This window comes from Streptomyces zaomyceticus (genome assembly GCF_014656215.1).
GTDB lineage: Bacteria > Actinomycetota > Actinomycetes > Streptomycetales > Streptomycetaceae > Streptomyces > Streptomyces zaomyceticus.
Genome location: NZ_BNBZ01000019.1, coordinates 63,778 through 89,098 on the forward strand (window position 1 = coordinate 63,778; position 25,321 = coordinate 89,098).

The 25,321-nt window shown below is 72.2% G+C and carries 21 protein-coding genes; 17 read left to right on the top strand and 4 right to left on the bottom strand.

Going from position 1 to position 25,321, the window contains the following annotated elements; all coding sequences use genetic code 11:
• Positions 1–79 precede the first annotated feature (79 nt).
• The 14 genes from IE311_RS23570 (at position 80) to IE311_RS23635 (ending at position 17,005) form a co-directional block, all read left to right on the top strand.
• Complete coding sequence (locus tag IE311_RS23570; RefSeq protein ID WP_189833774.1) at positions 80–1,411, top strand: ABC transporter substrate-binding protein; 1,332 nt, start codon at positions 80–82, stop codon at positions 1,409–1,411.
• Positions 1,411–2,376 (top strand): carbohydrate ABC transporter permease, encoded by a 966-nt coding sequence (locus tag IE311_RS23575; protein WP_189833775.1) that lies wholly within the window; start codon positions 1,411–1,413, stop codon positions 2,374–2,376. Before IE311_RS23570 ends, IE311_RS23575 begins: the two co-directional genes overlap by 1 nt.
• Complete coding sequence (locus tag IE311_RS23580; protein ID WP_189833776.1) at positions 2,373–3,260, top strand: carbohydrate ABC transporter permease; 888 nt, start codon at positions 2,373–2,375, stop codon at positions 3,258–3,260. The genes IE311_RS23575 and IE311_RS23580 overlap by 4 nt, the downstream gene beginning before the upstream one ends.
• The gene (locus IE311_RS23585) at positions 3,257–6,022 is read left to right on the top strand and encodes a helix-turn-helix transcriptional regulator (RefSeq protein ID WP_189833777.1); all 2,766 of its coding nucleotides are present in this window, start codon (positions 3,257–3,259) and stop codon (positions 6,020–6,022) included. The genes IE311_RS23580 and IE311_RS23585 overlap by 4 nt, the downstream gene beginning before the upstream one ends.
• Positions 6,023–6,156: 134 nt before the next feature.
• Entirely contained in the window at positions 6,157–6,993 is an 837-nt protein-coding gene (locus tag IE311_RS23590; RefSeq protein ID WP_189833778.1) for an alpha/beta fold hydrolase, read from the top strand.
• 102 nt (positions 6,994–7,095) lie between these two features.
• Positions 7,096–8,181 carry an LLM class flavin-dependent oxidoreductase gene (locus IE311_RS23595; RefSeq protein ID WP_189833779.1) on the top strand — a complete coding sequence of 362 codons (1,086 nt, stop codon included), beginning with the start codon at positions 7,096–7,098 and terminating at the stop codon, positions 8,179–8,181.
• Positions 8,178–8,792, top strand: a complete 615-nt coding sequence (locus IE311_RS23600; RefSeq protein WP_189833780.1) for an FMN reductase — start codon at positions 8,178–8,180, stop codon at positions 8,790–8,792. The genes IE311_RS23595 and IE311_RS23600 overlap by 4 nt, the downstream gene beginning before the upstream one ends.
• Positions 8,793–8,867: 75 nt before the next feature.
• Entirely contained in the window at positions 8,868–11,723 is a 2,856-nt protein-coding gene (locus tag IE311_RS23605; RefSeq protein ID WP_308439825.1) for a helix-turn-helix transcriptional regulator, read from the top strand.
• A gap of 135 nt (positions 11,724–11,858) precedes the next feature.
• Positions 11,859–13,106, top strand: coding sequence for a PucR family transcriptional regulator (locus tag IE311_RS23610; protein ID WP_189833782.1), 1,248 nt, complete (start codon positions 11,859–11,861; stop codon positions 13,104–13,106).
• Between the two features lie 139 nt (positions 13,107–13,245).
• The gene (locus tag IE311_RS23615; protein ID WP_189833783.1) at positions 13,246–14,097 is read left to right on the top strand and encodes an alpha/beta fold hydrolase; all 852 of its coding nucleotides are present in this window, start codon (positions 13,246–13,248) and stop codon (positions 14,095–14,097) included.
• Positions 14,098–14,246: 149 nt separating this feature from the next.
• Positions 14,247–15,047: a helix-turn-helix domain-containing protein gene (locus tag IE311_RS23620; RefSeq protein ID WP_229902105.1), complete on the top strand. Its 801-nt coding sequence runs from the start codon at positions 14,247–14,249 to the stop codon at positions 15,045–15,047.
• Positions 15,048–15,217: 170 nt separating this feature from the next.
• The gene (locus tag IE311_RS23625; protein WP_189833785.1) at positions 15,218–15,952 is read left to right on the top strand and encodes an alpha/beta fold hydrolase; all 735 of its coding nucleotides are present in this window, start codon (positions 15,218–15,220) and stop codon (positions 15,950–15,952) included.
• Positions 15,953–16,135: 183 nt separating this feature from the next.
• The gene (locus IE311_RS23630) at positions 16,136–16,357 is read left to right on the top strand and encodes a hypothetical protein (protein ID WP_189833786.1); all 222 of its coding nucleotides are present in this window, start codon (positions 16,136–16,138) and stop codon (positions 16,355–16,357) included.
• A gap of 210 nt (positions 16,358–16,567) precedes the next feature.
• The gene (locus IE311_RS23635) at positions 16,568–17,005 is read left to right on the top strand and encodes an NUDIX hydrolase (RefSeq protein WP_189833787.1); all 438 of its coding nucleotides are present in this window, start codon (positions 16,568–16,570) and stop codon (positions 17,003–17,005) included.
• Between the two features lie 46 nt (positions 17,006–17,051).
• Here IE311_RS23635 and IE311_RS23640 read toward each other — a convergent pair whose 3' ends face one another.
• The gene (locus IE311_RS23640) at positions 17,052–18,170 is read right to left on the bottom strand and encodes a magnesium and cobalt transport protein CorA (RefSeq protein ID WP_189833788.1); all 1,119 of its coding nucleotides are present in this window, start codon (positions 18,168–18,170) and stop codon (positions 17,052–17,054) included.
• Between the two features lie 239 nt (positions 18,171–18,409).
• Between IE311_RS23640 and IE311_RS23645 the strand changes: the two genes are divergently transcribed.
• Positions 18,410–19,528 carry a winged helix DNA-binding domain-containing protein gene (locus tag IE311_RS23645; protein WP_189833789.1) on the top strand — a complete coding sequence of 373 codons (1,119 nt, stop codon included), beginning with the start codon at positions 18,410–18,412 and terminating at the stop codon, positions 19,526–19,528.
• A 13-nt stretch (positions 19,529–19,541) separates the two neighbouring features.
• On the opposite strand, the gene IE311_RS23650 is transcribed toward IE311_RS23645, so the two are convergent.
• Positions 19,542–20,357: a helix-turn-helix transcriptional regulator gene (locus IE311_RS23650; RefSeq protein WP_189833790.1), complete on the bottom strand. Its 816-nt coding sequence runs from the start codon at positions 20,355–20,357 to the stop codon at positions 19,542–19,544.
• 230 nt (positions 20,358–20,587) lie between these two features.
• Between IE311_RS23650 and IE311_RS23655 the strand changes: the two genes are divergently transcribed.
• Positions 20,588–22,273 (top strand): AMP-binding protein, encoded by a 1,686-nt coding sequence (locus IE311_RS23655; protein WP_189833791.1) that lies wholly within the window; start codon positions 20,588–20,590, stop codon positions 22,271–22,273.
• Positions 22,270–23,874 carry an AMP-binding protein gene (locus IE311_RS23660; RefSeq protein WP_189833792.1) on the top strand — a complete coding sequence of 535 codons (1,605 nt, stop codon included), beginning with the start codon at positions 22,270–22,272 and terminating at the stop codon, positions 23,872–23,874. The genes IE311_RS23655 and IE311_RS23660 overlap by 4 nt, the downstream gene beginning before the upstream one ends.
• Before the next feature lie 39 nt (positions 23,875–23,913).
• Here IE311_RS23660 and IE311_RS23665 read toward each other — a convergent pair whose 3' ends face one another.
• Together IE311_RS23665 and IE311_RS23670 are read right to left on the bottom strand one after the other, a co-directional pair.
• Complete coding sequence (locus tag IE311_RS23665; protein ID WP_189833793.1) at positions 23,914–24,435, bottom strand: GNAT family N-acetyltransferase; 522 nt, start codon at positions 24,433–24,435, stop codon at positions 23,914–23,916.
• Between the two features lie 19 nt (positions 24,436–24,454).
• Positions 24,455–25,255, bottom strand: a complete 801-nt coding sequence (locus IE311_RS23670; RefSeq protein ID WP_189833794.1) for a TIGR04222 domain-containing membrane protein — start codon at positions 25,253–25,255, stop codon at positions 24,455–24,457.
• Positions 25,256–25,321: the final 66 nt, after the last annotated feature.

The following is a 25,321-nucleotide window of genomic DNA, read 5'->3' on the forward strand; positions in this document are numbered from 1 at the left end:
TTAGTCGATATTGTTCGAGCGCTGATAACTTCTGATCGCCCCGAGAACCTTTCGGCGGGCAATCGGAGGAGATACACCCATGAGGTTCGGCGCGAGGCTCGCTCTCGCGGTCATCACCCTCGTCGTCACCGTCACCGCCTGCGGCACCCCGCGGAGCAGCGATTCACGGGCGCACACCACCGCGGACTGCGGACCGTACGCCCGGTACGGCGAGCACCCCGGCACCGAGGTCACCGTCTACGCGGAGAACCGGGACCGGGAGGCCGACCTTTTCGAAGAGACCTGGGCGGCCTTCGCGGACTGCACGGGAATCGACGTCCAGTACGAGGGGGACGGAGAGTTCGAGGCCCGGATCCAGCTCCGGGTCGACGGCGGAAACGCGCCGGACGTGGCGTTCTTCCCCCAGCCCGGGCTCCTGGAACGCTTCGCGAAGGCGGGGAGGCTCAAGCCCGCGAGCGCCGGGGTCGTGGCCCTCGCGAAGCAGGGCTGGTCGGCCGACTGGAACGGCTACGCGACCGTGGACGGCACCCTCTACGGCACACCGCTGGTCGCGAACGTGAAGTCGCTCGTCTGGTACTCGCCCAGGTTCTTCCGCGACAGGGGACTGAGCGTTCCCCGCACCTGGTCCGAGCTGATGGCCGTGACGGAGAAGGTCGCGGCGTCGGGCGTCAAGCCGTGGTGCGCGGGCATCGAGTCCGCCGAGGCGACCGGCTGGCCCGTGACCGACTGGATCGAGGAGGTCCTGCTGCGTCAGCAGGGCACGGACGTGTACGACCAGTGGGTCGCCCACGAGATCCCGTTCAACGATCCCCGGGTGATCAGGGCCATGGACACCGTGGGGTCCGTCCTCAAGAACGACCGGTACGCCAACGGCGGTTTCGGTCCGGCCCGGTCGATGGCGTCGATCTCCTTCCAGGAGGCGGGCACACCCGTACTCTCCGGTGACTGCGCGATGCACCGCCAGGCCTCGTTCTACGCCGACCTGTGGCCGAAGGGCACCGAGATCGGGCCGGACGGGGACGTCCACACCTTCCTCCTTCCGGGGGCCGATCGGACGAGCCGCCCCGTGCTGGGCGGAGGGGTGTTCACCGCGGCGTTCGCCGACCGCCCCGAGGTGCGGGCGTTCCAGGAGTACCTGGCCACCGCGGACTTCGCGAACGCGCGCATGAAGAAGGGCCCGTTCGTCTCCGCGAACAGGGGAGTGGATCCGGCGAACGCCGCGACCCCGGTCGACCGGCTCTCGATCCAGCTCCTCCAGGACCCCAGGACACAGTTCAGGTTCGACGGTTCGGACCTGATGCCGGCGTCGGTCGGCGCCGGCACGTTCTGGAGGGGAGCCGTCGACTGGATCGGCGGCGCGAGCACCCGGCAGGTCGCCGACTCCGTCGAACGGTCCTGGCCGGAGAACTGATGTCGTTCGACGCCGTAGCCCAGCAGCCCAAGCTGATGTACCTTCTCCAGGGCCTCGCCGCCTTCGCGGCGGTGGTCTCCGTGATCCTCCTCGCACTGCACCGGGCGCCGGTACGGAGGAGGGCCGCGGCCCTGATCCTGCTGGCCCCCGCGCTGCTGCTCCTCACGGTCGGTCTTCTCCTGCCCGGCCTGCGCACCCTGGCGCTGTCGTTCACCGACGACGGGGGAGACACGTGGGCGGGCCTCGACAACTACGTCTGGATGGTCACCGACCCCCGGGCCCTGGTGGTGCTGCGCAACACCCTGGCCTGGGTGGTGCTCGTGCCGTCGCTGACGACCGCGGTCGGTCTGCTCTACGCGGGGGCCGTCGTGCGGTCACGGTTCAGGACCTTCGCGCTGTCCCTCCTCCTGATGCCGATGGCGATCTCCTTCGTCGGCGCGGGTGTCGTCTGGAAGTTCGTGTACGCCTACCGTCCCGCGGCGGTCGAGCAGATCGGGCTGCTGAACCGGCTCGTCGTCGCGTTCGGCGGCGAACCGCGGCAATGGCTCGTGGACTCCCCCTGGAACGTCATGTTCCTCATCGTGGCGATGGTGTGGACGCAGGCGGGCTTCGCGGCCGTCCTGCTGGCCGGCGCGATCAGGGCCGTTCCCGGTGAGCTCACCGAGGCGGCCCGGCTCGACGGCGCGTCCCCCCGGCAGATCTTCTGGCGGATCACCGTGCCGTCGATCAGGCCCACTCTGCTCGTCGTGGTCCTCGCCCAGGCGATCGGCACCTTCAAGGCCTTCGACATCGTCAAGACCATGACCGGCGGACAGTTCGGCACGGGCGTCATCGCCCACGAGATGTACGACCAGGCCTTCCGTTACGGCGAGACGGGCCGCGGCGCGGCGCTCGCCGTGGTCCTCTTTCTCCTCGTCACCCCCTTCGTCGCCCACCAGGTCCGGGCGCGGCGGAGGACGGGGTGACCTGCGTCCGGGAGCGCCTGGCCTCCCGTGCCTTCACAGCGATCGCCGTGGTGATCGCGGTCCTCTGGACGACACCGACCCTCGGTGTCCTGCTCTCCTCGTTCCGACCCGAGGAGGAGATCAGGACGACGGGCTGGTGGAGCGTGTTCGGTACGCCGCGCCTCACGCTCGACAACTACGCCGAGGTGCTGTCCGGCGGCGGGAACGGGTCGGGGCGGCTCGCGGAGCACTTCGTCAACTCCGTCGTCATCGCCCTTCCCTCGGTGCTGTTCCCGCTCGTCCTCGCCTTCCTCGCGGCGTACGCCCTGGCGTGGGTCGACTTCAGGGGGCGGGACGCGCTCGTCGTCGGCATCTTCGCGCTCCAGATCGTGCCGCTCCAGATGGCGCTCGTTCCCCTCCTGAAGCTCTTCTCCGAGGGCTGGCTGTTCCTGCCCGCCTGGCACCTCACCGGGCCCGCGCGGTTCGGCCAGGTGTGGTTCGCCCACACGGTCTTCGCGCTGCCGTTCGCGGTGTTCCTCCTGCACAACGTCCTGGCCGGGCTGCCCCGGGACCTCATCGAGGCCGCCCGCGTCGACGGCGCGTCGCACGGGACGCTGCTGCTCCGGATCGTGCTGCCACTGGCCCGCCCCGCCCTGGTCACCTTCGCCGTCATCCAGTTCATCTGGGTGTGGAACGACCTCCTCGTGGCACTGACGCTGTCGGGAGGAACGGCCGAGACCGCGCCGATGACGGTCGGACTGGTGAGCCTGGCCGGGACGTACGGCAACGAGTGGCAGCGGCTCACCGCGGGAGCCTTCGTGGCGGCGTCCGTCCCGCTGCTCGTCTTCCTCTCCCTCCGGCGGCACTTCGCACGGGGACTGCTCGCCGGATCGGTCAAGGGATGAGCCCCGACCGGCCCGAGGAACCGGAGGAGCACGGCGGGGCTGCAAGGGTCGGCCGGGCCGGGCTGCGGGGCCGCGAAGCCGAGCTGGAGCGGCTGCGCGCCCTGGTCCAGGCGGTGCGCGACGGCGAGGGAGGAGCGATCGCACTGCTCCTGGGCGAGCCCGGGATCGGCAAGACCGTACTGCTGCGGGAGACCGAGTCGATCGCACGCGCCCACGGATTCCTCGTCAGCCATGGACGCGCCGAGGAACTGCACGAGCTGGCACCCCTCGCCTCACTGGCCTCGGGGCTCCTGCACGGTGACCCGCCGCTGCTGTCCAGCACGGACTTCGGGGACCTCGCGGACCGCCACGACCAGCGCATCTGGCTCGTCGAACGGCTGGCCCAGCTCATCGAGGAGCGCTCGGCGGGCACGCCCGTACTGATCGCGGTCGACGACGTCCACTGGGCCGACCCGCTGAGCCGGTTCGCCCTGAGCGTCCTGCCGGCAAGGCTGCTCAGCTCCCCGGTCCTCTGGCTGCTCGCGGGCAGGAACGACCCGGAACTGTACGGGCGGGGCCCGCGGACCACGACCCTTCACCTCCGGCCGCTGTCCGACACGGCCCTGGCCGAGCTGGCACGCGACGCCCTGGGCGGGGAGGTGCCGCATCGGGTCGCGGAGCTCCTCGACGGAGCGGGAGGCAACCCCTTCCTCGCGGCCGAGATGCTCACGGGCATCGCCGCGTCGGGCGCGGACGGGCCGCAACCGCCCCGGAGACTGGTCCTCGGTGTACGCGACCGGCTGGCCGACCTCCGGCCGGACACCCTCCACTTCCTGCGGGTCGGCTCGGTCCTCGGCAGCGCGTTCAGGCTCGCCGACGCCGCGGCCCTGTGCGGCCGGCCCGCCTCCGGACTCGGCGCCGAACTGGACGAGGCGATCTCCGCCCAGCTTCTCCACGACGACGGCGAACGCCTCCGCTTCCGCCACGACCTGCTCCGCCAGGCGGTGTACGCCGACCTCACCCCCTCCGTACGCCGGGCACTCCACCGGGAGGCCGCCAGCCGCCTCGTCGCGGCGGGCCACAGCTCCACCGACGCGGTCCCGCATCTGCTGAAGAGCGCCGAACCCGGGGACCAGGAGGCGATCACGCTGCTCGGCACGGCGGCCGCGGACGTGATCGCCGTGATGCCCGACCTCGCCGCCGACCTGGCCGTACGCGCCCTGGAACTCGTCCCGCCCCGCGCGCCCACGGTGTTCGACGTGGGAGAACAGGCCATCGTCGCGCTGACCCGCGCGGGCCGGTACACCCGGGCGCGGGAGACCGGCGACGCGCTGCTCTCCCGGCAGCCTCCGCTGGACGTCTTCGCCCGTCTGCAGTCCGTCCTCGGCGACACGCTGTGGCATCTCGACGACGTCCACGAGCTGACCCGCCGCTCCACGGCGGCGCTGGCGGTCGTCACCGATCCGGTGATCCGCGCCCGGCTGACCGCCCGGCAGGCCCTGGCCCGGTCCCGTGGACGCGACCTCGCGGCCGCTCGCGAGACCGGCGAACGGGCGCTCGCCGAGGCGGAGTCGGCCGGCGACCGGGAGGCCCGCGTCCTCGCGCTGTGGGGCCTCGGCGAGACGGCCCTCAACGCGGGCGACGGCGCCGCCGCCGTCGAACACCACACGGCACTGAGCGTGTTCGACGCGGCCTTCCTCCCCGAGGAGGCCGTCGCACGGATCCACACGGACGACTTCGACACCGTACGGCGACTGCTCCGGACGGCGGGCGACGCCCCTCTGCGCCCCGCCATGCTGATCTGGGCCCAGGGCACCCTGAACATGGGGCTCGGCAGGCTCGACGACGCGGACGCCGACCTCGTCACTGCCGAACGGCTTGAAGCGGACCTCCGGGTACCCGGCAACCTGGTCAACATCCGCGTCAACCGCGGCCTCCTCGCGATGCTGCGGGGCGACCGCGAAGCCGCCGGGGAACACCTGGACGTCGTGAGGACGACCGTGGCCGACCGGCCGAACACGGGCAACCACGCCACGCACCAGTACCTCGAGGCCGTCCTCGCCGACGCCGACGGCGACCACGCGGCAGCGGGCGAACTGCTCCGGTCCGCGCAGCGGGACCACCCCTTCCTCCGGTGGCGACTGCTGCGCCCCCATGTCGTCCAGGCCGTGCGGATCGCCCTGCGCGCCGGGGACCGGACCCTGGCCGAGGACCTCGTGGCCCAAGCGGCGGAGCACGCCGCCCGCAACCCCTCCGTGCCGACCGCACAGGGGACGGCCGCCCACGCGGCCGGCCTGCTGAACGCCGACCGCGAACTCCTGGAGCGCGCGGTCCGCGTCCTCGCCACCGGCCCCCGGCCGCTGCCCCTCGCCGCGGCCTCCGCCGACCTCGGGCGTGCGCTGCAGAGCGCGGGCGACACCGCCGCGGTACCCGCCCTGAACAGGGCGTACGACATCTACGCGGCGGCGGGGGCGGACGTCGAGGCCGACCGGGTCCGAGCCGATCCGGCGCGGGCCACCAGCCGCTCCGGCCGGCGGGCCGGAGGCCTCCGACCACGCCCCGAACAGGGCTGGGACGCGCTCACGGCCACGGAACGCAAGGTGGCCCGGCTGATCGCCGCGGGCCACACCAACCGGTCGGCCGCGGAGGCCCTCGTCGTCTCCCCGCACACGGTCAACACCCATCTGGCATCGATCTTCCGCAAGCTCTCGGTGCGATCGAGGGTCCACCTGGCGCGGATCGTGCTCGCGGAGGGCGACACCGCGCCGGCCGGCGGAGGCTGAGTGACCTCTGCGCCCCCGTGCAAGGTGCGGTGCGCGCGACGACAACACGGGGTGCGGAGCCGGTCCTAGCGTGACGGGAGTACCGCGCCGCCCCGACGCGCGGACCAGCCACCCCGAAGCGAGGAAGCAACCCCATGCCGTACATCACCGTGGGCCAGGAGAACACCAACCCCGTCGAGCTGTACTTCGAGGACCAGGGGGCCGGGCAGCCCGTCGTCCTCATCCACGGCTTCCCGCTCGACGGCCGCTCCTGGGAACGCCAGAGCGCCGCACTGCTCGACGCCGGCCACCGCGTGATCACATACGACCGCCGCGGTTTCGGCCAGTCCTCGCAGCCGGCCACCGGCTACGACTACGACACCTTCGCGGCCGACCTGAACACCGTGATGGAGACGCTCGACCTGAACGACGCCGTCCTGGTCGGCTTCTCCATGGGCACCGGCGAGGTAGCCCGCTACGTGTCCACGTACGGCTCCGGCCGGGTCGCCAAGGTCGCCTTCCTGGCCTCCCTCGAGCCCTGCCTGCTCAAGAGCGACGACAACCCGGACGGCGTCGCCCCGAAGGAGTTCTTCGACGGCGTCGTCGCCGCCGTCAAGGCCGACCGCTACGCCTACTACACGGCCTTCTTCAACGACTTCTACAACCTCGACGAGAACCTGGGCAGCCGCATCAGCGAGGAGGCCGTCCGCCACAGCTGGGACACCGCGGCCCGCGGCGGCTCCTTCGCCGCGTCCGCCGCGCCGGCGACCTGGTACACCGACTTCCGCGCCGACATCCCCGCCGTCGACGTCCCGGCCCTGATCCTGCACGGCACCGCCGACCGCATCCTGCCGGCCGAGGGCACCGCGCGGCCCTTCCACAAGGCGCTCCCGTCGGCCGACTACGTCGAGGTCGAGGGCGCCCCGCACGGTCTGCTGTGGACCCACGCCGAGGAGGTCAACGCCGCCCTCCTCGCCTTCCTGGCGAAGTGACGCCGCACCGTTGACCCGCCGGGTGACGCCGGAGCCCCCGGCGTCACCCGGCCCCGGTTCCCCGGCCCGGGAACCGGACGAGCCCAGGAGAGCGGACACCCCATGCAGTTCGGCATCTTCACCGTCGGGGACGTGACCCCCGACCCCACCACCGGTCGCACTCCGACCGAACACGAGCGCATCAAGGCGATGGTCGCCATCGCGCTCAAGGCCGAGGAGGTCGGCCTGGACGTCTTCGCGATCGGCGAGCACCACAACCCGCCGTTCGTGCCCTCGTCGCCGACGACCGTGCTCGGCCACATCGCCGCCCGCACCGAGAAACTGATCCTCTCCACGTCCACGACGCTGATCACCACCAACGACCCGGTGAAGATCGCCGAGGACTACGCGATGCTCCAGCACCTGGCCGACGGCCGGGTCGACCTCATGCTGGGGCGCGGCAACACCGGTCCGGTCTACCCGTGGTTCGGACAGGACATCCGCCGGGGCATCGACCTCGCCAGGGAGAACTACGCGCTGCTGCGCCGGCTGTGGCGCGAGGACGTCGTGGACTGGGAGGGCACCTTCCGTACCCCGCTCCAGGCCTTCACCTCGACACCGCGTCCCCTCGACGGTGTGCCGCCCTTCGTCTGGCACGGGTCCATCAGGTCGCCCGAGATCGCGGAGCAGGCCGCCTTCCACGGCGACGGCTTCTTCCACAACAACATCTTCTGGCCCGCCGACCACACCAGGCGCATGGTGCAGCTCTACCGGCGCCGGTTCGCACACCACGGCCACGGGCGGCCGGAGGACGCCGTCGTCGGCCTCGGCGGGCAGGTCTTCATGCGCGGGAATTCCCAGGACGCCGTACGCGAGTTCCGGCCCTACTTCGACAACGCGCCCGTGTACGGACACGGCCCGTCGCTCGAGGAGTTCACCGAGCAGACCCCGCTGACGGTGGGCTCCCCCCAGCAGGTCATCGAGCGGACCCTGTCGTTCCGGGAGACCGTCGGCGACTACCAGCGCCAGCTGTTCCTCATGGACCACGCGGGCCTGCCCCTGAAGACCGTCCTCGAACAGCTCGACATCCTCGGCGAAGAGGTCGTGCCCGTACTGCGGAGGGAATTCGCCGTGGGCCGTCCGGCCGACGTGCCGGAGGCCCCCACTCACGCGTCCCTCCGAGCCGCCCGGGAGGTGTCCGCCGTATGAAGACCGTCGTCGTCTCCGCGGGGCTGAGCACCCCCTCCTCCACCCGCCTGCTCGCGGACCGGCTTGCCGAGGCGGCCCGAGACGAACTCGCCGCCCGGGGGCACCCGCCATCGGCCGAGGTCGTGGAACTGCGCGAACTGGCCGGTGACATCGCCAAGCACCTCGTGACCGGATTCCCACCGCCGCGACTCGGCGCCGCGATCGACGCGGTGACGACGGCCGACGGCCTGATCGTCGTGACTCCCGTGTTCGCGGCCTCCTACAGCGGTCTCTTCAAGTCCTTCTTCGACGTGATCGATCCGGACACCCTCTCCGGGAAGCCGGTCCTGATCGCTGCGACGGGCGGCACCGCGCGCCACTCCCTGGTCCTCGACCACGCCGTGCGCCCCCTCTTCGCCCATCTCCGCGCCGTCGTCGTCCCCACCGCCGTGTTCGCGGCCTCCGAGGACTGGGGCTCGAGCGGCGACGAGTACACCGACGGCCTGCCCGGCCGCGTCCGCCGGGCGGGCGTCGAGCTCGCCGCGCTGATGGCGGCGCGCCCGGTCGCGGAGGAGACCACGGACGACGTCACCGTCCTCGAACGGCAGATCGCCGACCTGCGCTTCGACTGAGACGGGCCCCCGGCCCGGGCGACGGCGGGGTGGTTCACATGGTTCATACTGATCCGCCGTATGAGCGTGAACCGAGTGACGACAAGCACCGTGCCCGAGGACCCCGACGGTGCCCGCACGCCCCTCCGCGGCAGGGACGCCGAACTGGCTTTCATCGAGGCGCGGCTCGACGCGCTCGACCGGGGCGAAGGCGGGATCATCCGCGTCGAGGGCCCCGTCGGCATCGGCAGGTCCAGGATCCTCGCGGAGGCCGCGGCAGCCGCGAGGCGGCGCGGGACCAGGGTGTTCGAGGGAGCGGCGGACCCCGACGCACAGTTCGTGCCGCTCGGCCCGCTCCTCGACGGTCTGCTCTCCGGAGAGGAACCGCTGTCGGGCGCCGGCCGCCTCAAGGACCTCGCCACGACGCCCGGCCAGCGCTTCTGGCTGCTCCAGGAACTGGGGGACCGCCTGCGGGAGACGGCCCGGAACGGCCCCCTGCTCGTCGTCCTCGACGACCTCCAGTGGTGCGACGACCTGACCCTTCTCACCTTCAACACCCTCGCGGCCGGACTCTCCTCGCATGCCATCCTGTGGCTGGTCGCCGTGCGCGGCGGCAGCGTGCCGTCGGGAGTGCGCACCACCCTGGACAGGATCCGGCAGGCGGGCGCGCACGAGCTGGCCCTGGGAGCGCTGGACGACCGGGCGACCGCACGGATCACCGAGGACGTACTGGGCGCCCCTCCCGGCCCCGACGTCCTCCGTCTCGCCCACCGCGCCGAGGGGGTGCCACAGCTGCTGGTCGAGCTGCTCGACTCGCTGCGGGAGGCGGTGGTGATCGTGAACGGCACGGCCGGGCTGCCGGCCGGACCCCCGGCCCCGCGCGAACTCCCCGCCGTGGCACGCCGCCTCGACCAACTGTCCGACGAGGCAAGGGAGCTGGTGCAGACGGCGGCCGCCGCGGGCGGCCCGGTCACCGTCGCGCTGCTGGGCGAACTCCTCGGCAGGTCCTCGGCGGCGCTCATCACAGCGGTACGGGAATCCCTCGACGCCGATCTGCTCACCGAGAGCGGCGATCGGCTCGCCTTCCGCCACGACCTGGTCCGCGAGGCGGTGGAAGCAGGCCTTCCCCTGCCCCTGCGCCGGGCCCTGCGCGGTCAAGCGGCCGAGCCGGCGCCGGGGAGCGCGGCCGCCCCCGTACGGCGTCCCGGACCGTGGGCCGGGAAGGCACCGACAGACGCGGAGGACGGCAGCGCGCGGCCGCGGGACGCGACCGAGGCCGACCGGCTGCGCACCGCCGCGGCGGAACTCGCGGTCACCGCTCCCGGACCCGCCGCGGAACGCAGCCTCAGAGCCCTGGAACTCACCGCGGCGGACGCTCCCGAGCGGCCGCGGGTCATCGCGGAGACGATCCCGCTGCTCTGGCAGACGGGCCACGCCGCCCAGGCCCGTGAGCTGGGCGCCTCCGCCCTGGCGACCGGCGGTCTCGGACCCGAGGACGAGGCGCGCATACGCCTCGCCCTGGCCCGCCTCGCCGCACCGTTCGACTTCTCCGAGGCGGTCCGGCAGGCCCGCGCCGGGGCGGCACTGCCCGGGATCCCCGACGGTGTGAGGGGGCGGCTGCTCGCCGTGCTCGCCGTCGGCCTGTCGATGTCGGGCGAGCACACGGCGGCCGAGCGGGTCGCCGCGGAGGCGTGGGAGACCGCGGCGGCGGCGGGGGACCGCTCCGCCGAGGCCACGCTGACGACGGTCCGTTCGGCCGTGAGCTTCCACCGCATGGACCTGGCCGAGGCGTTCCGGCAGGCCGAGCGGTCCGCCGCGCTGGCCGACGCCCTGGGAGTCAGCACCTCGCTGTGGGTTCCGGAGGCCCTGTGGCACGCCCTCCTGTCGAACACCACCGGACGCTCGGCGGAGGCGCTCGCCGCCACGGAGGAGGGCATCCGGATCACCGGGGAGCAGGGCCGGACCACCGCAACCCGCATGTGGCTCATGACCCGCTCCCGCATACTCCTGGAGGCCGGACGGCTGACGGAGGCCAGGGCAGACGCCGAAGCCGCGTCCGCGACGGCCGCCGATCCAGGCCCGGGCAACCTCGCCGACGTCACGCTCCGGTACGTGATGATGCGCGTCGCCCTCCACACCGACGACCGGCGGACCGCGCGGGCGTACGCGGCGGAGGCGAGGCGCATGCGCAGCGACGGCGCGCCCGTCGTCCGTCAGTTCGGCGCCTGGATGCTGGCCCTGATGGCCGACTCCGAAGGCCGGCCCGACCGTGCCATGGCCGAACTCGACGAGGTGATGACGTCGCCCGCCGCGGACCGGCCGGCCTACGCCGGTCTGGTCGACCCGGCCGACGCACCCGTCCTCGTCCGCCTGGCGCTGCGTGCCGGCGCACCCGAACGGGCCGCACAGGCCGTGGCCCTGGCCGAGCGACTGGCCGTGCTCAACCCCGACCTCACCTTCCTCGCCGCCACCGCCGCACACGCCCGGGGGCTCCTCGACAACGACCTCGCCCCTCTCGTACGCGCCGTCCGGCTGTACGAGGACTGCCCTCGGCCCCTGGCCCGGGCGTCGGCCCTGGAGGACGCCGGACGCAAGCTGGCGGCCACGCGTACGTCCGAAGCGGTGCCGTACTTCGACACGGCCCTCGCGCTCTACGCGCGAGCGGGCGCCGAACGGGACGTCGCACGTGTCCGCCGGCGCCTGCGGGCGGCCGGTGTCCGCCGCCGGCCCTCGACGCCCGGACTCTCCGACACATGGCCCGAGCTGACGGCCGCCGAGCTGCGCGTGGCGCGCCTGGTGGCGCGAGGGCTGACCAACCAGCAGGTGGCCGCACACCTCTCCCTCTCCCCGCACACGGTGAGTTCGCACCTGCGCCGGGCCTTCACCAAGCTGGACATCACCTCGCGCGGGGAACTGAGTCGGCTGGTGAAGGACCGCGACAGCGGAGAGTAGTCGCTTCGTATCCCGCGCGGGCGTCCTGGCAATGGACGATTCGCGCGATGTGCCGGCGTCGTCGCTTCCTCAGAATGATCAAGCGCCGCGGAGTGGAGATCCGCGGGGCACCGTCGGTCGAGAGAGGAACAGCGCATGACCGCAAGGCTCCAGCGAGCCCGCCCCGGCAGCCCCGAGCTCCAGGCACTTGTCGACGAGCTCGCGGAGCGGCTCGGCCGGTCCGTCGCCGTCGACGACCCGCTGGTCCGCATGGTCTGTACGAGCCGCCACTTCGGCGACGAGGACCCGGTCCGCATCGGCACCCTGCTGCAGGGCCGCGCCGACAACGCGAGCATCCGCTACGTCCTGGCCCAGGGCGTGACCCGGTGGTCCGGAGCCGGATTCCTCGACGGCCGTGACGACCTCGGACTGCTGCCCCGATACATCGTGCCCCTGCGCGTACGCGGGCACCTCCTCGGACTCCTCCTGGTGGTCGTGCCCGAGAAGAGGCTCGAGGAGCACGAGACGCGCGCCGTCGCCCGGGCCGCGGACGCCATGGCCGCCCAGATGTACGCGGAGCACATCGCCACCGACACCCGGAAGTCCGACGAGCGGGACCTCGTCCTCGAACTCGTCGGCACCGACGACGCCGCCCGTACCACCGCACGCCGGCGAGGCAGGGAACTCGGACTGCTCGGAGCGGCCGAGCACGTCCTGGTCACCGTCGTCCGGCTGAGCTGCGCGACCGAGCTCGTGCGACAGTCAGAGGCGGCCCTGTGGGGGGCGCTCGAGGGGTTCCGGCAGACGCGTTCGGCACAGGGCCTCATCGCGATCGGCCAGGAGCGGGCGACACTTCTCCAGCTGCGCGACCGTCCACCCGGCCAGGACGAGGTCACCGCGCAGTCCGCTCGCATCCTGGACGAACTCCACACCTTCCTGGGCCCGTCGGCGGCCCCCGTGATCGGCGTCGGTGGCCGCCACCCCGGCCTGGACGAGGCACGGACGTCGTACGAGCAGGCGCTCGTGGCGGCGCGCGCGGCACGCCGACTGCCCGCCCTGAGGGGCGCCGGCGACTGGGAACTCCTCGGGGAACTCGCGGTGCTGCTCCAGCTCCCCGATCGCGCCCTGAACACGTCCCTCGTCCCGAAGCCGCTCCGCACCCTGACCGGGTCGCACGGCGGCGACCGCCTGCGGGACACCCTGCGCTGCTTCCTCGAACACGCGGGATCGATTCCCCGGACCGCGGACACGCTCGGAATCCACCGCACCTCGCTCTACTACCGCCTGCGCCGGATCCAGGAGATCACCGGACTCGACCTCGACGACGGCGCCCACCGGCTCACGCTCCACCTCGGCCTCAGGGTCGAGGAACTCCTCGCCCCCGGCGTCGACGGAGCCGCCTGACCTCCTGCCCGCTTCGACAGAGCGAGGAGGATCCACGGCCCGATTCCTACAGCTCGCGGTGGTGCGGGCGGCGGGCCCCATTCGATGATGTTCGGGACGGGCGGGGATCGACATACCGCCTCTGACCAGGGGAGAGGTCATGGAACAACTGATCACGACGGACGGCGCGCGGCTCGCGTACCAGGACACCGGCGGCGAGGGCGTCCCCCTGGTGATGTTGCACGGCTGGGGGCAGACGCAGGCGATGTTCCGCCATCAGGTCGAGGGGTTGGCGCCCGGTCGTCGCATCGTCACCGTCGACCTCCGCGGCCACGGGAAGTCCGGCAGGCCGCAGCACGGCCACCGCGTCGCGCGGCTCTCGCGCGACGTGCTCGAACTCGTCGACCATCTCGGTCTCGACCGCTTCGACGCACTGGGCTGGTCCATGGGCGTCTCGGTGTGGTGGAGCTTCATCGACCAGTACGGGACCGGACGGATCCGGCGCTTCGTCGCCGTCGACCAGCCCGCGGCGGTCGCCGCCGTGCCCTGGACGACCGAGCGGGAACAGCGGGACTCCGGCGCCATCTTCGATGTGTCGGGGCTGCTGTACCTGGGCGCGGCCCTCTCGGGACCGGAGGGCGACACGGTCCGCGCCGAGTTCGTGCGCGGCATGTTCTCCGGCGAGCCCGACCCCGAGGTGCTGGCCTTCGTCGACGAGGAGATCAGGTCGACACCCGCCCACGCCGGCGTACGGCTGCTGTTCGACCACTGTGCCCAGGACTGGCGCGACGTGCTTCCCCGGATCGACGTGCCGACCCTGGTGATCGGCTGCGAGGGAAGCCATGTGCACCCCGATTCGCAGCGCTTCGTCGCCGAGCGGATTCCCGGCGCACGCCTGCACGTCTTCCCCTCCGACGTGGCGAACTCGCACTTCCCCTTCCTGGAGAACCCACCCGCCTTCAACGCCGTGGTGGAGAAGTTCCTGGCCGAGGAGCCGGCGAACGCGGCGTGAATCCGCCTTCCGCCCGCACGCGCCTATACCCAGGAATCCCCATGCCCCTCACACCGACGTCATGTGCACCCGTACGGGTGCCCCGGCAGGCGTCCGATCCGACGCCGCCCTCCTCCCGCCCGGGGCGGCTGGTCCAGATGCTCTCCGGGATGCCGGACACGAACGACCGGAACCACGTCTACCTCGGCGTCCACGTCCATGGGCGCGTCACCGTCGTCCACAAGCGCGCCCAGATCCTGCTGGAGCCCAACGACCTGGTCTTCTGCGACGCGTCCCGACGGCACCTGCTGCAGTTCGGCGAGGACTGCCGGATGATCTTCTTCCGGGTGCCCCGCTGGTATCTGGGCGTCACGGAGCCGGAACTGAACCAGGTGCTCGGCGTACCCGTACGCGGCGGCGAGGGGATCGGGGCGCTGGTGTCCGACTTCCTGACCGCGCTCGCCGCCACGACGGAGTCCCGCCGGTCCGCGATCGGGGACCGGCGCGCCCGGACGGCCGTGCACCTGCTCTCCGTCCTGGTCATGGAGCTCCTCGAAGCGGACACGACGGACGAGGCCGACGACGCCTCCGGGACCGTCCACGAGATGCTGCCCCGCATCCACGCCTACATCGAGGAGCACCTGATGGACCCGGACCTCTCACCGGAGTCGATCGCGCGCGCCCACCACATCTCCGTCCGGTACCTGCAGAAGCTCTTCCAGAACGACCGCAGCACGGTGAGCCAGTGGGTGCGTCGGCGCAGACTCGAGTTCTGCAGGCTCGAACTGGGCCGCTCCCGCCGGAGAATCACCATGGCGGCGGTGGCCCACCGATGGGGCTTCAGCAGCCCCTCGCACTTCAGCCGTACGTTCCGCGGGGCCTACGGCATGAGCCCCAGCGAATGGCAGGCGCTGGCGACCTCGGCCGTCGCACCGACCGCTCCCGACGCCCAGGACGGGCCGAGACGCTGAGCCGCGTGTGCGCCGCCATGACAGCGCGGATGCGTACACGTACAAGGGGCGCCGGTGCCACGGCCCTACCGTGAGCAACCGTCGCACGGACCTCCGGCCGAATCCCGGTCCGCCCCGGCCGTCGTGACGACGCCCCCCACACGCGGCCCGACACCGAGAAGAGAACTCGCATGACCGATCCCACCGTCGTCCTCGTGCACGGGGCCTTCGCCGACGCGACGGGCTGGATAGGAGTCATCTCGGAACTGCGGAGCAGCGGTGTCCCGGTGATCGCTCCGTCGAACCCGCTGAGGGGCCTGACAGCGGACGCCGCCTACCTCGCCTCCGTCCTGGCGCAGCTCGACGGCCCGGTCGTACTCGTCGGCCACGACTACGGCGGTGCGCCGATCACCGTGGCCGGCACCGCGGAGAACGTCGTCGCACTCGTCTACGTGGCCGCCTACGTGCCCGACGAGAGCGAAAGCCTCGCCCAGTTCCAAGAGGGCTTCCCCGGGGCCTCGTCGACGGGCCGTCTGAAGGAGTGGACGTACCCGCTCCCCGACGGCGACTCGGCGGTCGAGGTCACGATCGAGGAGGCCGCCTTTCCCTCCGTCTTCGCGGCGGACCTCCCCCAGGACGTCGCCGGCGCCCTGGCAGCGTCCCAACGCCCGCTCGCCACAGCCGCCTTCACCGAGAAGGCGTCCGCCGCGGCGTGGCGCACCAAGCCGTCCTGGGCCCTGGTGGCCGGGGCGGACCGCATGATAGACCCCGAGGTTCAACGGTTCGGCGCCGCACGGGCGACCGCCGCCGTCGTCGAACTCCCGGACGCCTCCCACGCCGTCGTCCTCTCCGAGCCCACCCGGGTCGCCGACCTGATCAGGGACGCGATACGAACGACGAGCCGGCCGAAGGCCACGCGACCGTGAGGGGCCTGCGAAGCGCGCCTCGGACTCGATGCGGCCCTGCTGCCACAGGTCGGTGAGATCGGCGGCGGCCGGCTTGGCTCGTCGGTGCGTTGGCGGAGGCTGCTCGCCAGGACCGAGATCGCCAGGTCCGCTGGCGCGGGGCGGAAAGTCGAGGGCCGGGTGGGGGGTCCTGACCACCAGTCCATGGCCCTGCAGCTCCTGGAGGTTGCGCCGTACGGCCGTGGGCGGCTGCCCGCTCGCCTCGGCCGGCGCGGCCGCCGTCTGTTCCGGCCGGCGCAGGAGGGCCTCGTAGAGCTGTTCCTGCGGCGCGGTGATTCCCAGGGCGTCCAGCACGGGCGGCTTCCCATCGGCTGTCGGGAGCGGGAGCAGCGGCGGACCGCCGTGGTCCGCCCCATCGTGGGATGACCGCCCCCTACGGCGCCGACCCGCCGACGACGCGCCGGTCGACCCCCATCGGACCGGCGCGTCCCGCGCCGTGACCGGCCCGAGGACGTCGCGGCCCTGGTGGCGCTCCTCGTGGGCCCCTCCGCCTCGTTCATCACGGGGTGGTCCGTCCGCGTCGACGGCGGCCGGCTGCTCCAATGAGACCGTCAACAAGCAAGGAGACGAACCGAAATGATCGAGCGAGTCCGCGCCGTCCTCGTCACCGCCGACGACACGATGCTGGTCATCCGCCGAACCAAGCCCGGCATCCCCGAGTACTGGGTCCTGCCCGGCGGCGGTGTCGAACCCAGTGACGCGTCCCGGGAGGCCGCCCTCCACCGGGAGATCCATGAGGAGATCGCGGGAAAGGCGGACATCATCCGCCTCCTCCACACGACGGAGACCGACGACGAGCGCCAGCTCTTCTACCTCGCCCGCATCGCGACCTGGTCCTTCGACGACCGCACCGGCCCCGAGTTCAGTGCCGAGGGCCGCGGCGAATACGTGCTGGAGGAGGTCCCACTGACCTTGGAGGGGCTCGACGGCATCGACCTCAAGCCCGAGGAGATCGCCCACGTGCTGAGGGGAGCCATCGGCGCCGGAAGCCTCGGAGTCGAGGCGTCGCTCTGAGCCGGTGTGTACGTCGTCCTGAGAGCGTGGGCGGCGTCCGGTTCTGCTACAGCCAGTCCCGCTTCTTGAAGACCACGTACAGACTCGTGCAGACCACCGCCATCAGCACCACCGCGAAGGGATAGCCTCCCGCCCAGTGCAGCTCCGGCATGTTGTCGAAGTTCATGCCGTAGATGGTTCCCACGAGTGTGGGTGCAAACAAGATTGCCGCCCACGAGGAGATCTTCTTGATCTCCTCGTTCTGTTCGAAGCCCGCCTCTGCCAACGCCCGCATCTCCGCGTTCTGTTGTTGCGTGACCAGGGTCGCGTTGACCGTCAGGATGTCCGCGAGTGCCTGGCGGAAGCCGTCCACTCGTTCGCTGGTGTGGGTGACGTGGTCGGCCACGTCGCGGAGGTAGCGCTGGAGTTCCTCGTCCGTGCCGTACTTCGCGAAGCCGGCCATCAGGCCGTGGAGCATGCCCACCAGGGGGCGGGTCGCGCGCTGGAACTCGACCATTTCCCGGGAGAGTTCGTAGATGCGGCGGGAGACCGCCGGGTCGCCGCCGAAGACCTCCGTCTCGATCTCGTCGATGTCGTTCTGGACGCCCGCCACCACCGGGGCGTAGCCGTCGACCACCGCGTCGAGGATCGCGTAGAGGACCGCTTCCGGTCCCAGGGCGAGGAGTTCGGGGTCCTTCTCCATGCGGCGGCGGACCGTGGACAGGTCCGGGGCGGCTCCGTGGCGGACCGTGATCAGGAAGTCCGGGCCGACGAAGACATGGAGTTCGCCGAAGTCGACCTCCTCCTGCGCGTCCAGATAGCGGGCGGCCCGCAGGACCACGAAGAGGGTGTCGCCGTATCTCTCCAGCTTCGGGCGCTGGTGGGCCTCCATCGCGTCCTCCACGGCGAGCTCATGGAGGTCGAACTCCGCTGCCAGGGAGTGGAGTTCCTCCTCGGTCGGCCGCTGGAGGCCGATCCACGCCATGCCGTCCGGATGCTCGCGCAGCTGCCGGAACGTCTCCGCGAGTGTCGTGGGGGACGAGACCCGGCGGCCGTCCCGGTACAGGCCGGCCTGCACCACACCCGGTCGCTCCGCCGGCGGTTCGGCCGGCGGTTCCGGGGGCGTGGCCGCGGGCTGCTCGGCCGGAGGGCGGCGCCACCCCGCGCGCGGGCGTCGGTCGGACATCTCGCATGCCTCCTCGGTCTCCGGCGGGACGCTGGGCGGTGGGGCGGGGCGTGGGCGGTCGAGCGTGGGGTGGTGGGTGGTGGACGGTGGGGCGAGGCGGTGGTCTGCGGGGTCGCGGGCGTTCCACGGCAGGATATATGGGGTGAATGGTTGCAGCGCGGGCTCCGCCCCGTGCGTCGTACGCCTCTTCCGGGCCTTGCGGACCATATCTGTCCGCAAGCCCGAGTAGCGTGCCTTTCATGGCCCTCAAGACGACCCACCCCGTGCTCGGTCCCCGCGCCCTGAACCGTGCCACCCTCGACCGCCAGCTGCTCCTGCGGCCCTCCCCGATGGGTGTCACGGAGGCCGTCGGCCACCTCCTCGGACTCCAGGCGCAGAACACCAAGCCGCCGTACTACGCCCTGGCCGCCCGCCTCGACGGCTTCCGGCCCGAGGACCTGTCCGAGCTCATGGAGTCCCGCCGGGTCGCGCGGATCGTCTCCCTGCGCTCCACCGTGCACACCCACACCGCCGGTGACGCCGACGCCCTGCGCCGCCTCGTCCAGGCCGGGGCCGTCGACCGGGAGCTCAAGATGTTCCGCAAGGGGCTCGACGGCGTCGACCTCGACCGGCTCGTCGCGCTCGCCACCGCGTTCGTCGAGGAGCGGCCCCGCACCCCGAAGGAGCTGCGCGAGCACCTTTCGAGCGAGTGGCCCGACGCCGACCCCCAGTCGCTCGGCATCGCCGCCCGCTGTCTGCTCGTGATGGTGCAGGTCACCCCCCGCGGTCTCTGGGGCCGCAGCGGACAGGTCGCGCTCACCACCACAGACGTATGGTTCCCCGGTCAGGAGCGGGAGGCCGCCGATCTCGACGAGACCGTACTGCGCTACCTCGGCGCCTTCGGCCCCGCCTCCGTCAAGGACATGCAGACCTGGTGCGGCCTCACCCGGCTCCGCCCCGCCTTCGAACGGCTGCGGTCCCGGCTCCTGGTCTTCCAGGACGAGGCCGGCACCGAGCTCTTCGACCTGCCCGACGCGCCCCGCCCCGACGAGGACACCCCGGCCCCGCCGCGTCTCCTGCCCGAGTTCGACAACCTCCTGCTGTCGCACGCCGACCGCTCCCGCGTCGTGCCCACCGAGCACCGGGGCCGCACCTGGACCGGCAACCAGGCCCACCGCGTCTTCCTGCTCGACGGCTTCCTCGCCGGGCTCTGGCAGCTCGACGAGCAGAAGGACCGCACCAGGCTCACCGTCGAGCCCTTCGGGCACGTGACACGCGCCCAGCGCGCCGCCCTCACCGCGGAGGCCGAGCGGACCCTCCGGCTCATGACCTCGCCGGACACCCCGTACGACATCGAGATCGGCGCGCCCGCGTCCTGAGCGCCCCGGCCCGCTACGGCAGCGCCCCCGCCCGTCGTGCCGCGACCACCGCCTCCAGACGGGTGTGCGCGCCCAGCTTCCGCATCGCCGAGCGCAGATAGCCCTTCACCGTCTCGGGGCGCAGACCGAGGCGCGCCGCCGCCGTCGCGTTCGTCGCCCCGGACGCGACCGCCGCCAGGACGTCCGTCTCCCGGGGGGTCAGGGTCACCCCCGGGGCGGGGGCCGAGGTGCCGGAGGCCGATTCCAGGCGGCCGCAGACCGCGAGCAGCCGTGCGCGCAGCTCCGGGTCCGCGACCCGGGGCGCCAGTTCGCGCAGCTCCCCGTACGCCTGGCGGACCTCCTCCCAGGACGGTCCCGAGGGCGTCGGCGTCAGGAGCTGCTGGACCTCTTCCCGTACGGCCAGGGCCTGCTCGACGTCACGGGCCGCCGCGACCGCCGCGTCGAAGATCCGCTCGCCGATCGGCAGGGCGTCGCGCAGTGCCCCGTACAGCACTCCGCGCACCTTCCGCCGTACGACCACCGGTACCGCGATCACCGAGCGCAGCCCCTCCGCCGAGACCGGGCGGTCGTACTCGTGGGTGATGTGCTGGGCCGAGGGGTAGTCGGTCACCGCGCACGGCCGGGCCAGGGCCAGGCACTTTCCGCCCAGGCCGGAGCCGGCCGAGATCGCGAGGCCGTGGAGGGCCGGGGTCACGGCGCCGTTCAGTTCACCGATCCGCAGCCCGCGCCCTTCGTGCAGCAGTCCGCCGAACACGACCGGAAGGCCGGTGGTGCGCCGCAGCCGCAGCAGCGCGCCGCGCAGCTCCACCGATTCGCCCTGCTCGCGCACCGTGTCCTCCTTCGCCGCCCTCGTGCCGGAAGGCTCCGGCCGTTCTCCCGCCGATCTCCGGCCGTTCTCCCGGCCGATCTCGCGCCGGGAGGTTCTCGCCGACCGCGCGCCGGGAGGTTCTCGTCGATCCCGCCACGGATCCTTGCCGCCTTCACCCCCGAACGGGGGTAGTGAGACCTGGGTCACTGATTACACGATGTCCGGGACCGGTCCCGCAACGAGGAGGACGTATGACGGCGACGAGCGCGACCAGCGCGACGGAGAGGTTCCGGGCCGCCCGGGACTTCCTGCTCCAGCATCGCGAGGACTACGAGACGGCCTACGAGGGCTTCGCCTGGCCCCGGTCCGACCGGTTCAACTGGGCGCTCGAATGGTTCGACGTCATCGCCGAGGGCAACGACCGGACGGCGCTCCACCTCGTCGAGGAGGACGGCTCCGAGACGAAGGTGTCCTTCGCCGAGATGTCCGCCCGCTCGAACCGTGTCGCGAACTGGCTGCGGTCCCAGGGCGTGCGCCCGGGCGACCGGATCATCCTGATGCTCGGCAACCAGGTCGAGCTCTGGGAGACCGTGCTCGCCGCGATGAAGCTGCGCGCCGTCGTCATCCCCGCCACCCCGCTCCTCGGCCCCGCCGATCTGCGCGACCGCGTCGACCGGGGCCACGCCCGCCATGTGATCGTGCGCGCCGAGGACACCGGCAAGTTCGACGACGTCCCCGGGGAGTACACCCGGATCGCGGTCGGCGGCGACGGAGTGGGCTGGCTGGGGTACGAGCTCTCCCGCGGCGAGTCGGAGGTGTTCGAGCCCGAGGGCGTCACGCTCGCCGACGACACCCTGATGCTGTACTTCACCTCCGGGACGACCGCCCGGCCCAAGCTCGTCGAGCAGACCCACACCTCGTACCCGGTCGGGCACCTCTCGACGATGTACTGGATCGGTCTCAAGCCCGGTGACGTACACCTCAACATCTCCTCGCCCGGCTGGGCCAAGCACGCCTGGTCCAACCTCTTCGCCCCGTGGAACGCGGAGGCCACCGTCTTCATCCACAACTACACGCGCTTCGACCCGGCCCGGCTGATGGACGAGATGGAGCGGAACGGCGTCACCGGCTTCTGTGCCCCGCCGACGGTGTGGCGGATGCTGATCCAGGCGGATCTGACCCGTCTGAAGACCCCGCCGCGCGAGGTGGTCGCCGCCGGAGAACCGCTCAACCCCGAGGTCATCGAGTCGGTGCGGCGCGCCTGGGGCGTCACGGTCAGGGACGGGTTCGGCCAGACCGAGACCGCCGTCCAGGTCTCCAACAGCCCCGGTCAGCGGCTCAAGGAAGGCTCCATGGGGCGCCCGAGCCCCGGCTTCCGGGTCACCCTGGTCGACCCGGTGAGCGGCACGCCGGACGTGGAGGAGGGCGAGATCTGTCTCGACCTGTCCACCCACCCGGTGGGCCTGATGACCGGCTACCACGGCGATCCCGAGCGCACGGCGGAGGCGATGGCGGGCGGCTACTACCGCACCGGCGACATCGGCTCCCGGGACGCGGACGGGTACCTCACCTACATCGGGCGCGCCGACGACGTCTTCAAGGCCTCCGACTACAAGATCAGCCCCTTCGAGCTGGAGAGCGCCCTCCTGGAGCACGAGGCCGTCGCCGAGGCGGCCGTCGTCCCGGCCCCCGACCCGCTGCGGCTCGCCGTCCCCAAGGCGTACGTGGTCCTCGCGGCGGGCTGGGAGCCCGGCGAGGAGACGGCGAAGCTCCTCTTCGCCCACTCGCGCGCGGTCCTCGCCCCGTACAAGCGGGTCCGGCGGATCGAGTTCGCCGAGCTGCCCAAGACGGTGTCGGGCAAGATCCGGCGGGTGGAGCTGCGCCGGCTCACCGCCGAGGGCGGCGGCACGGAGTACACGGAGGGGGACCTCGCATGAACGCGACCACGGAGATCTCGTACGCCCACGGAGTGTCCGCCACAGCCCTCCTCGGCGACACCATCGGCGCCAACCTGGACCGGGCCGTCGCCGCCTGGCCCGAGCGCGAGGCGCTCGTCGACGTTGCCACCGGACGGCGCTGGACGTACGCCCGATTCGGCGCGGACGTCGACCGGCTGGCCGGTTCCCTGCTCGGCAGCGGGGTCCGCAAGGGCGACCGGGTCGGCATCTGGGCGGTCAACTGCGCCGAGTGGGTCCTCGTCCAGTACGCCACCGCCCGCATCGGCGCCGTCATGGTGAACATCAACCCGGCCTACCGCGCACACGAGTTGGCGTATGTGCTCAACCAGGCGGGGATCACCCTGCTCTTCGCCTCGCTCGCCCACAAGACGAGCGACTACCGGGCGATGGTCGAGCAAGTCCGTTACGACTGCCCTGACTTGAGGGAGGCGGTCTACTTCGGGGACCCGGGCTGGGACGCGTTCCTCGCCCGCACGCCCGGCGAGCTGCGCCCCGAACCGCTCTCCTGCGACGAACCCGTCAACATCCAGTACACCTCGGGCACGACGGGCTTCCCCAAGGGGGCCACCCTCTCCCACCACAACATCCTCAACAACGGCTATTTCGTGGGCGAGATGATCGCCTACTCCGAGCAGGACCGGATCTGCATCCCGGTGCCCTTCTACCACTGTTTCGGCATGGTCATGGGAAACCTGGCCGCCACCTCGCACGGCGCCTGCATGGTGATCCCCGCGCCCTCCTTCGACCCGGCGGCCACGCTCAGGGCGGTGCAGGAGGAGCGCTGCACCTCGCTCTACGGGGTGCCGACGATGTTCATCGCGGAGCTCAACCTTCCCGACTTCGCCACCTACGACCTGACGAGCCTGCGCACCGGCATCATGGCCGGCTCCCCCTGCCCGGTGGAGGTGATGAAGCGGGTCGTCGCCGAGATGAACATGGCCGAGGTGTCGATCTGTTACGGCATGACCGAGACCTCTCCCGTCTCCACCCAGACCCGCCGCGACGACGACCTGGAGCGCCGGACCGGCACGGTCGGACGGGTCATGCCGCACGTCGAGGTGAAGGTCGTCGACCCGGCGACCGGGCTGACCGTCGGGCGCGGCACGGCGGGAGAGCTGTGCACCCGCGGCTACAGCGTCATGCTCGGCTACTGGGACGAGCCGGAGAAGACCGCGGAGGCGATCGACGCCGGCCGCTGGATGCACACCGGCGACCTGGCCGTGATGCGGGACGACGGCTACGTCCAGATCGTCGGCCGCATCAAGGACATGATCATCAGGGGCGGGGAGAACGTGTACCCGCGCGAGATCGAGGAGTTCCTCTACGGTCACCCCGGCATCGCCGACGTCCAGGTCGTGGGTGTGCCCGACGAACGCTACGGCGAGGAGATCCTGGCCTGCGTCATCCCCCGCGACCCGGCCGCCCCGCCCACCCTGGAGGACATCACCGCCTTCTGCCGCGACCGGCTCGCCCACTACAAGATCCCGCGCAGGGTGGAGATCCTCGCGGAGTTCCCGATGACGGTGAGCGGGAAGGTGCGGAAGGTGGAACTGCGGCAGCGGTACGGGGACCAGGGCTGAGTCGTCCCCTCCGGTTCCCGCCGGGCGGCGCGGGTGCCCCTACGGGGCGCCCACCTCCCGGCGCATGCAGACCCGCGGCCAGACCGAGAGGCCGTGGTCGGCCTCCGCGCGGCTGATCGCCCGCAGCCCCTCCGTGAGCGCCGGGTCGGAGTCGGTGAGCGGGCGGAAGCCGAGCCGCGCGTAGTACGGGGCGTTCCACGGCACCTCGGTGAACGTCGTCAGGGTCAGCGCCGCCAGGCCCTGCTCCCCGGCCGACGCCGCCAGATGCTCGATCAGCGCCCGGCCGACGCCCCGGCGCGCGGCGTCCGGATGCACCGAGACCTGCTCGATGTGGGCGGCACCGTCGACCGTGTCGGTGAGCAGATACGCGACCGGGCGGTCGGCGGCGTCCACCGCCACCCACGCCCGGCCCGCACAGCGATAGGACTCCAGGACGTCCAGCGGCAGCGGATCGTCGTCGGCGATCGCCGCCATGCCGAGCGTGCGGAACGGCTCGCCCGCCGCCCGTTCGATGTCCTGGAGCAGCGGGAGTTCGGCCGGAGCGGCCGCTCTGATGCGCATACGACAGTATGGCGCGGCCTCACCCCGCGCCGTCGCCCGTCACCGGACCACGTTCCTGCGGCGGCCGGTTCGGATCCACCTCGCCCGGCCGGTCCAGCAGCCCGCCGTCCCGCGAGAACCGGGGCAGGAACAGGGCGAGCGCCGGATCGCCGTACAGCGCCACGTACAGCTGGACCAGCCGGCCGTCCGTCACCTCGCGCCGATGCGCCGGCAGCGGGTACCGCTCCCGCAGCCCCGAGAGCAGCCGCCGCGCCGTCCGCGTGGCCGGTGGCAGCCGCAGCAGCGCCACCGCCACGAGCACCGGAACGGCGCCCACCGCCAGCGTCCCCGCCAGCCCCGCACCCGACGCCCCCGTCACGTACGCCCCCACCGCCACCGTCAGCGGTACGCACCCCAGCAGCGCCCTGGCCGCCCACCACCGTGCGGGCGGCCGCAGAAGTCCCGCGCCGCGCAGGTCCCCGCGCAGCGCGTCCACCGCCCGCCGTGCCTCGGGGCGCAGTGTGAGGTCGCGCAGCGCGAAGGCCCGGTGCAGCGCCCCGTGCACTCCCAGCTGCACGGGGTCCCGGGTGCGGCCCGGTCCGCCGTTGGCCCGAATCGTATGTTTGCGGCCCGCGGCGACGGCGCCCCGCTGATGCAGCGCCACGAGCGCCACGGTCACGGCCGCCCGCCGCCCGCCCCGCAGCAGCGCCAGGGCCTGCGGCTGCGGCACGCCGTCCGGGTCCGTCTCTTCGCTTTCCTCGCTGCGGGTTCGCAACAGCACGGCGGCGAACAGTAGTTGTCCGCAGGCCGCACCGATGAACCACCACATCCCTGTCGGCATGACGCCCACCCCCCGAAGGTGTTGTGCCCGGAGGAGCGTGATCGTCACGCGTGAATGGCCGGATTC